The sequence below is a fragment of the Streptomyces sp. A18 genome (assembly GCF_059026065.1).
This window is the reverse complement of sequence record NZ_JBWLKL010000011.1, coordinates 211,959-219,530: the sequence shown is the minus strand read 5'-3', so window position 1 is coordinate 219,530 and position 7,572 is coordinate 211,959. Positions and strand designations below refer to the sequence as shown.

Annotated in this window: 7 protein-coding genes; 4 read left to right on the top strand and 3 right to left on the bottom strand. The window is 71.7% G+C overall.

Translation table 11 applies throughout. The features are described 5' to 3' along the window. Positions 1 to 256: 256 nt before the first annotated feature. The 3 genes from AC5P1C_RS20385 (at position 257) to AC5P1C_RS20375 (ending at position 2,918) form a co-directional block, all read left to right on the top strand. Entirely contained in the window at positions 257 to 1,609 is a 1,353-nt protein-coding gene (locus AC5P1C_RS20385) for a M20/M25/M40 family metallo-hydrolase (protein ID WP_493867285.1), read from the top strand. A 183-nt stretch (positions 1,610 to 1,792) separates the two neighbouring features. Further along, positions 1,793 to 2,026: a chaplin ChpH gene (gene chpH / locus AC5P1C_RS20380; RefSeq protein ID WP_493867284.1), complete on the top strand. Its 234-nt coding sequence runs from the start codon at positions 1,793 to 1,795 to the stop codon at positions 2,024 to 2,026. Positions 2,027 to 2,165: 139 nt separating this feature from the next. Beyond that, positions 2,166 to 2,918 (top strand): chaplin, encoded by a 753-nt coding sequence (locus tag AC5P1C_RS20375; protein WP_493867283.1) that lies wholly within the window; start codon positions 2,166 to 2,168, stop codon positions 2,916 to 2,918. Between the two features lie 84 nt (positions 2,919 to 3,002). Here AC5P1C_RS20375 and AC5P1C_RS20370 read toward each other — a convergent pair whose 3' ends face one another. Continuing rightward, a complete protein-coding gene (locus AC5P1C_RS20370; protein ID WP_190082655.1) occupies positions 3,003 to 3,191 on the bottom strand; it encodes a DUF5703 family protein in 189 nt (62 codons plus the stop codon). Between the two features lie 47 nt (positions 3,192 to 3,238). Here AC5P1C_RS20370 and AC5P1C_RS20365 point away from each other — a divergent pair, with 47 nt between their 5' ends. After that, positions 3,239 to 4,018, top strand: a complete 780-nt coding sequence (locus AC5P1C_RS20365; RefSeq protein WP_493867282.1) for a hypothetical protein — start codon at positions 3,239 to 3,241, stop codon at positions 4,016 to 4,018. A gap of 99 nt (positions 4,019 to 4,117) precedes the next feature. On the opposite strand, the gene AC5P1C_RS20360 is transcribed toward AC5P1C_RS20365, so the two are convergent. Then, complete coding sequence (locus AC5P1C_RS20360) at positions 4,118 to 6,430, bottom strand: helix-hairpin-helix domain-containing protein (protein ID WP_493867281.1); 2,313 nt, start codon at positions 6,428 to 6,430, stop codon at positions 4,118 to 4,120. Continuing rightward, positions 6,427 to 7,407 carry an aldo/keto reductase gene (locus AC5P1C_RS20355; RefSeq protein WP_493867280.1) on the bottom strand — a complete coding sequence of 327 codons (981 nt, stop codon included), beginning with the start codon at positions 7,405 to 7,407 and terminating at the stop codon, positions 6,427 to 6,429. Before AC5P1C_RS20355 ends, AC5P1C_RS20360 begins: the two co-directional genes overlap by 4 nt. Positions 7,408 to 7,572: the final 165 nt, after the last annotated feature.

Here is a 7,572-nt window from a genome sequence, read left to right as displayed (position 1 = left end):
GGGGACTTGAACCCCCACGCCCGATAAAGGGCACTAGCACCTCAAGCTAGCGCGTCTGCCATTCCGCCACCCGGACCGGTGGTCTGTCGCGGTTTCCCGCGGCGACGTGGAAAACCATAGCAAACATTCGGGGGCCTCTGATCACACAGGTCAGGTGCGTGAACGGCGTATGACGACGGGTGCCCGGCCTTGGTGCCGGGAGGTGGGCGCGGGAGGATGAAGAGGACCACCAGCAGCGATAGCGGGAGGAACCATCGTGAGCGAGTCGAGCAGGGCCGACAGGGCGGGCGAAGCGGACCGGTCGCGGCCCGTCACCGGTGAGGACGAGGTCGTCGATCTCTGCCGCGATCTGATCCGCATCGACACGAGCAATTACGGCGACCACTCGGGCCCGGGGGAGCGCAAGGCCGCCGAGTACGTCGCGGAGAAGCTCGCCGAGGTGGGGCTCGAGCCGCAGATCTTCGAATCGCACCCCGGCCGCGCCTCCACGGTGGCCCGCATCGAGGGCGAGGACCGCTCCCGGCCCGCGCTGCTCATCCACGGCCACACCGACGTCGTACCGGCGAACGCGCAGGACTGGACGCACCACCCCTTCTCCGGGGAGATCGCGGACGGTTGCGTGTGGGGCCGTGGCGCCGTCGACATGAAGGACATGGACGCGATGACCCTCGCGGTCATCCGTGAGCGCATGCGCACCGGCCGCAAGCCCCCGCGCGACATCGTGCTGTCCTTCATGGCCGACGAGGAGGCCGGCGGCACGTATGGCGCGCGTTACCTCGTCGACAAGCATCCGCACTTGTTCGAGGGCGTCACGGAGGCCATCAGTGAGGTCGGCGGCTTCTCCTTCCAGGTCAACGAGGACCTGCGGCTCTATCTCATCGAGACGGCCCAGAAGGGCATGCACTGGATGAAGCTGACCGTGGACGGCACCGCGGGCCACGGCTCGATGATCCACAGGGACAACGCCATCACCGAACTGTCCGAGGCCGTGGGCCGGTTGGGGCGGCACAAGTTCCCGGTGCGGGTGACCAAGACGCTGCGGCACTTCCTGGACGAGCTGGGCGACGCACTCGGCACCGAGCTCGACCCCGAGAACATGGACGAGACGCTCGCCAAGCTCGGCGGCATCGCCAAGCTCATCGGCGCTTCCCTGCAGAACACCGCCAACCCGACCCAGCTGGGCGCCGGTTACAAGGTCAACGTCATCCCGGGGCAGGCGACGGCACATGTCGACGGCCGCTTCCTGCCGGGGTACGAGCAGGAGTTCCTCGCCGACCTGGACCGGATCCTCGGCCCGAACGTCAAGCGTCAGGACGTACACGCGGACAAGGCCCTGGAGACCACCTTCGACGGCGCGCTCGTCGACGCCATGCAGACGGCGCTCCAGGCCGAGGACCCGATCGCCCGTGCCGTGCCGTACATGCTCTCCGCGGGCACCGACGCCAAGTCCTTCGACGACCTCGGCATCCGCGGATTCGGCTTCGCGCCGCTGAAGCTGCCGCCGGAGCTGGACTTCGCGGGCATGTTCCACGGTGTGGACGAGCGGGTTCCGGTCGACGGCCTCAAGTTCGGTGTGCGCGTGCTGGACCGGTTCATCGACGCGTCCTGAACGCCGGTACACACGCCCCTTGTTGACGATTTACGTGCTGAAACGACACTCCAATAATCGTCAGCACGTACGTACTTGACTGAAAAGAGTGAAAGGGACCATAGGCTCGTAGCCCCTTTGGCTCCTCCTCGTTACAGGTGGTGCGGTCCGCGGCTGGGATCGCATTGCCAACAAGGAGGAATAATGATCAAGAAGGTCGTCGCTGCTGCGGCTGCCACTGGTGGTCTCGTGCTCGCGGGTGCGGGTATCGCTGCTGCTGACGCCGGTGCTCAGGGTGCCGCCGTGAAGTCCCCCGGTGTGCTCTCGGGCAATGTCGTCCAGGCGCCGGTGCACGTGCCGGTCAACGTCTGCGGCAACACGGTCTCCGTGATCGGGCTGCTGAACCCCGCCTTCGGCAACACCTGCGCCAACGTCTGACGTTGCTGTGCCTCACCCCATGAGGGTCTGAGTCTGTCGGCCCCGGAGTGCGTGCCATGCACTCCGGGGCCTTCGGGCATTCCGCGTACGCACCCCAAGGAGCGTGCGCTTTCCTGAAGTCATAAGGCAGGGAAAACCTATGCGACAGGTCACTCGTAAAGGCCTGATCACGGTGGCGGCCGCGACGGGCGTGCTCGCCATCAGCGGTGGATACGCGCAAGCCGATTCGGGCGCCCGCGGGGGTGCGTCGGACTCTCCGGGCGTGCTGTCCGGCAACTCGATCCAGCTCCCGGTTCACGTGCCGCTGAACGTCTGCGGCAACAGCGTCAACGTCGTCGGGGTGCTCAACCCCGCGGCGGGCAACAACTGCGCCAACACCTCCGACGACGGGGGCAGCGGCACGAACAAGCCGCCGGGCGGCGGGGCCGCCGCGGAGGGCCACACCAGTGACTCGCCCGGTGTCGGCTCGGGCAACGACGTCCAGCTGCCGGTCGACGTGCCGGTGAACGTCTGCGGCAACAGCGTCACCATCGGTGGCCTCGGCAACGCGACCACCGGCAACGACTGCGCCAACGACTCGGGCGAGGCGCCTGGGCCGGGCGACGAGAAGCCGCCCACGAAGCCGGAGCAGCCGCCGGGCGGGCCGCAGACGCCGGAGAAGCCGGAACGTCCCGAGCAGCCGGAGAAGCCCGGTACGCCGGGTGAGAACCCGGACCGGGGCGTGCCGAACCAGCCGGAGACGCAGACCGTCGCCCAGCCGAAGGGCTCGGAGACGCTCGCTCAGACGGGCAGCGAGCTGCCGGTCGGCGTCGTGCTGCCGGTCGGCGCGGGCATGCTGCTCGCGGGGACGGTGCTGTATCGCAGGACGCGGTCGGCCCGGTCGGCCGCCTGATCGAGGCGCGTCACCGCTTGTACGGAACGCGGAACGGAGGGTGACCCGCCTGGTCGGGGCACCCTCCGTTCTCGCATGTTCACATCACCAAGTAGCCCGCAGCTGGCGGATGATCCGCCGCTTCAGCCGCACTCTGCGGCTGCCGTCTGCGTGCAGGCTCAGGCGGTCCAACTCCCAGTGTCCGTACTCCGCGTGGTCCGTCAGCAGGCGTGTTGCTTCCTTGCGGGTGACCCCGCGAGGCACATACACGTCGACAAATTCGTATTCCGGCATCGCATCTATTGTGCAAGTACAGGCCCGGTACGGATAGCGTCTGCACTATGTCTGATGCTGCGCAGCCCACCGCTGCCGAGGTACGCGCCGCCGCCGAGGCGGTCAAGACCGCGCTCGACCGTCACCTTGCCGCGGTCGAACGCAGGTCGGGCGAGGACGACCCGGCCGTCTACGAAGCGTTCAACGAGCTGGCCGCCGCGGCCGAGGAGTACGACGAGCTCCTCTACGACCGCTATGACGAGGTCACCCCCTTCGAGATCCCCGGCTCGGACAGCGACGTGCTGCCGCCGTACCAGGGTCCTGAGGAGGCGAACGCGCTGAGCGTGCTGATCCGCAGGGACTACGCGGTGGCGGAGCCGCAGCGGCTCCTGGCGCAGGCCCAGCGGGTCGCGGACCTCGACGAGGACGCGGCGGACGACAGCCCTGCCGTCGCGGCCGCGGGCAGCAGCGTGCACGCCGCGCTCGGCGTCCTCTTCGGTGAGTTCGAACCGGACGAAATCGCCTCCCGGCACAAGGAGTTCGGCCTGGAGGAGGGCGACTCCACGCTCTGGGTCACCGCGGCGGACGAGCCGGCCGAGCCGGGGGAGTGGCTCGACGCCCCCTTCGACCAGGCGGATCCGCACCGGGTCGTGTGCCGGTTCGACGTCAGCGCGGTCTTCGACGAGGACCCGGACGACGACGGCATCGATGCCGACGCCGACGTCCACGTCCGCGCCGACCCCGACGCCGTGGCGGTCCTCGACGACGTCGACGACGCCGATGACCTGGACGAAGTCGATGCGCTCGACGTCGACGACGACCGCAGCCCCCTGGACGCGGATCGCTGACCCCTCAGGCGCGCGGCGCGGCCCACCCTGGCCGTTGCCGCCGCTTCCGGGCGCCGGTGGACGTGGCGGCCACCCGGAAGCGCGGGACGGTTCCCCGGCTCAGGACGAGGCGGGGACCTGGGGGCGCAGGAGGGTCTGCAGACGCGTCGTGCGGGCCTTGGCGGGGATCTCCGCCACCGCGCGCGGCAGCGCCTGCTCCGCGCCCTGGACCACCGACAGATGCCGCTCGCCGCGGCTGAACGCGGTGTAGACCCAGGGCCTGCTCAGGGCCGCCGTCGCGTCGCCGGGCAGCACCACGACCGCCGCGGGCCAGCGCAGGCCCACTGCCTGATGCGCGGTGAGCGCCCAGGCGTGCCGCACCGCCTGCTCCACCTGTTCCTTCGGTACGACGACGGGGGCGCCGTCACACTCCAGGTGCAGCCCCTCCGCGTCGGCCCGCAGGACCCGGCCCAGCGTCGTGCGGCCCGGCGCCGGTACGTGGGCGACACGGTCGCCGGGGTCGAAGCCGCCGAACCGGCCGGGGCCGGGGTTCAGCCGCTCCTTGAGCGCGGTGTTCAGGGCGCGCGTGCCCGCTGCGCCGCCGTGCCCCGGGGTGATGACCTGGGTGTCCTCGGGCGGTACCCCGATCGCCCGGGGCACCGAGTCCGCCACGAGCTGCACCGTGCGGTGGACCGCCTCGCCCGCGTCACGCACGGGGACGATCACGACTTCCTTGCCCGGCGCCTCCACTTGGTTCAGCTCGCCGATGCCGATGCCGGAGACCAGTTCCCCGATGGGTCCGGGGTCGGGGACGCGCGAGACGACCTGCGGACAGCAGCGTGCCGCGAGGAGATCCGCGAAGACCCGTCCGGGGCCGGCCGACCAGAGCACCCCCGGATCGCCGCTCAGAACCAGCCGGGCGCCGTCCGGCAGGGACTCCACCAGCATCGCGGCGCTCTCCACGTCCAGCTGCGGCGCGTCGAGGACCACGAGGAGGTCGAGGGCGAGCGCCCCGTCCCTGTCCCGTCCGGGGCCCTCGGCGCCGGAGAGCAGCCCCGCCACGGTCGCTGTGCCCGCCTCGTCCGAGCCCGCGAGTCCGGCGACGCGACGCCGTCCCGCGGAGCTGTGCGTGGCCGCCCACGCCCGCAGGCCGAGCCCCGCCGCTGCCGACACCAGCGCGGCGGGCTCGGCGCGTGCCGCCTCGCCACCGGTGTGCAGGACGAGTCCGTGGCCGGCCACCGCGCGGATCAGCTCGGCGGTGGAACCGGACGCCTCGCCTGCGGCGGCCTCCCAGTCTGTCGCCTGCGGGCCCGAACTCTCCTCCTTGGGCAGCGAGTTGATCACCCGGGCGAGCCCGTCGGCGAGGCTCTCCTCCGCGAGGGCGTACTGCTCGAGGCCGACCAGGACGCGGACCGGCTGCTCGGCCTCCTCGCCGTCGCCCTCTTCCTGTACAGGGGCAGGGGCTCCCGGTGTCTCGATGGCGTCCTGGAAGACAAGGATGTCGCCCTCCGCGATGGCGCTCTGCACCGCCGCGTCCGGATCCGGCACGGCACGCTGTCCGAGCGCGGCGGTGAGCGCCGCCGCGTCCAGGGCCGTGTGCCCCGCGACGGCCGCCTGCTCCAGGAGCCAGGCGGTGATGGCGCGCCCCCTGCGCTCGTCGTCGGGCCCGCACTCCGCGCCGAGCAGCGCCCGCGCGAACCCGTCGGCCTGCTCCGTGCGCACGCCGCCGACCCGCAGCAACCGCCAGGGGTCGTCCCGCAGTTGGGTTTCGGCACCTTCACCGAGCGCCGCCGCCGTCCGCGCGGCGAGGGTGGCGGGCGCCCCGCCCTCGGCGAGCACGGCACGGACCGCTTCCACGGCTTCGTCGCCGGGCCCCGATGCGGCCGCCGCGACGGGCTGGGGCCGCCGAACGGGCTCGGGCGCCACCTTGCGCGGTGCGGGCTCGGGCTCGCGGAAGGCGCTGACGGCCGGCTTCTCGCCGCTCTCCACCGCACGCACGGCGGCCAGCAGATCGGCGGCCGTGCCGCTGAGCTTGGCCCCGGCGTCGACAGGTCCCTGCTTGGCGGCCTTCCGCTCGGCGATCCGCTCGAGCAGCTCCCGCTGGGCGGCGATCTCCGCCTCGGTCTCGGAGAGTTCCTTGCTCTCGGCCACGGCGTCGCTTTCGGCACCGCCCTCAGATCCGGCAGAGCCAGAGGTGTCGGCCGCGCCCTCCGCCTCCGGAACCCCCGCCCCGGTCTCCGGCGCCCCCGCCCCGGTCTCCGCGGCGGCAGCGGCTTCCGCGTCAGGCCCGGCGGAGCCGCCCGCCTCGGCCGCCTCGTCGGAGCCGGCGGTGTCGGCCGTGGCCTCGGGGTCCGGGGCGCCCGGTCCGTTCGCCTCCGCGGCAGCGGCCCCCTCCGCTTCCTCCGCGGCAGCGGTTTCCGGCTCCGTACTCACAGCGTGCTCCAGTCCTGATCGGGGTAGCGGTGCACGGGCGCCGACACGTCGTCGAGCGCCTGGCAGATCTCGTCAGGAAGACTAAGGGTCTCCACTGACAATGCGGCCGTGAGCTGCTGCGCGTTGCGCGCGCCGACGATCGGCGCGGTCACTCCTGGACGGTCGCGCACCCAGGCGAGGGCGACTTGGAGCGGCGTGGCCGCGAGGCCGTCCGCAGCCGTGGCGACCGCGTCGACGACGCGGCTCGCGGCGTCGTCCAGGTAGGGCGCGACGAACGGCGCCAGATGCTCGGAGCCGCCGCGCGAGTCCGCCGGGGTGGAGTGGCGGTACTTCCCGGTGAGTACCCCGCGGCCGAGCGGCGACGAGGGCAGCAGGCCCACCCCCAGGTCCATCGCCGCGGGCAGCAGTTCCCGCTCGACGCCGCGCTGCAGCAGGGAGTACTCCATCTGCGCACTGGCCAGGCGGGTCCGTGTCCCCGGCGCGGCGAGCTGCCACGTGGCCGCCTTGGCGAGCTGCCAGCCGGAGAAGTTCGAGATGCCCGCATAGCGCGCACGGCCGCTGCTGACGGCGATGTCCAGGGCCTGGAGCGTCTCGTCTAGCGGCGTGCAGGGGTCGAAGGCGTGCAGCTGCCACAAGTCCACGTAATCCGTGCCCAGGCGGGCAAGGGACGCGTCGAGCGCGGAGAGGAGGTGGCCCCGCGAGCCGTCGAAGCGCCGGTCGGGGTCGGGCACACTGCCCGCCTTGGTCGCGATGACCAGGTCGCGGCGCGGCACGAGCCGTTCTATGAGACGTCCCAGGAGGTACTCGGCCTCCCCGTCGCCGTACACATCCGCCGTGTCGACGAGGCTGCCGCCGGCTTCCCAGAACACCTTCAACAGATCGGCGGCGTCGCTCTCCTGGGTGTGCCCCCAGGTGAGGGTGCCGAGTCCGATCCGGGACACGCGAAGGCCGGTACGGCCGAGATGCCTCTGCTCCATGGGCGCTGAGATTACTGGCCGTGCTCCTGCGGCGTGAGGGGCTGTGGACAAACCTGTGCCTGTGGAAAACCCGCGAAGCCCCGGCTCACCCCGACGCCCGCCGCTGACGGGCCCCGCGCCCACGCGCTACAGTCCCCGGCACAGGGACGTTACTGCTCAGTAAGG

Excerpts from the sequence above, each read along its gene's own strand:
- AC5P1C_RS20355 (WP_493867280.1), bottom strand. The coding sequence starts at position 7,407 with ATGGAGCAGAGGCATCTCGGCCGTACCGGCCTTCGCGTGTCCCGGATC.
- AC5P1C_RS20370 (WP_190082655.1), bottom strand. The coding sequence starts at position 3,191 with ATGCCGGAATACGAATTTGTCGACGTGTATGTGCCTCGCGGGGTCACC.
- AC5P1C_RS20365 (WP_493867282.1), top strand. The coding sequence starts at position 3,239 with ATGTCTGATGCTGCGCAGCCCACCGCTGCCGAGGTACGCGCCGCCGCC.
- AC5P1C_RS20375 (WP_493867283.1), top strand. The coding sequence starts at position 2,166 with ATGCGACAGGTCACTCGTAAAGGCCTGATCACGGTGGCGGCCGCGACG.
- chpH (WP_493867284.1), top strand. The coding sequence starts at position 1,793 with ATGATCAAGAAGGTCGTCGCTGCTGCGGCTGCCACTGGTGGTCTCGTG.